1 protein-coding gene is annotated in these 412 nt (G+C 57.0%); it reads right to left on the reverse strand.

The window, feature by feature from the left end:
- A partial coding sequence (locus A3761_RS28320) for a hypothetical protein (RefSeq protein ID WP_231881100.1) occupies positions 1–296 on the reverse strand: 296 nt, incomplete at its 3' end.
- Between the last annotated feature and the right edge of the window lie 116 nt (positions 297–412).

Consider the following 412-nt stretch of genomic DNA (forward strand, 5'->3'; position numbering starts at 1 on the left):
GCTTGTGCTGAAACGAAGTTCGCAAGAGCCTTGTAGAAAGCGTAATAATTTGCTCCGAGATCCTCGGAAAATTTGGAGCAGAGCGTCTGCCTTTGAGACGACAACGCGGGCCAAATTGACTTAACATAGTCGTAGTTGCTCTGCTCGGACCGGATGCATGCCGCCACAAGGGTGCGGTCAACTAGCGTGGAGCAGGCCCGCTCAACGTCGTGCTCAGGGATCGGCGCTGCCGAGGCGCTTTCAATCCAAGTGAGCATTAAAACGGCAGTTGCAATGTTGCGCATGGTGACGTGCATAGCACGCTGCGGGCCCGAGGTGGAAAGGAGCGACCATGGATCCCCGCGTCCGCTTCTTCGACGAGACCGAACTGCTGGAAACCCTAGCCGACGACATCCAGTCACGGATCCGCACG

This window comes from Oleiphilus sp. HI0123, assembly GCF_001635315.1.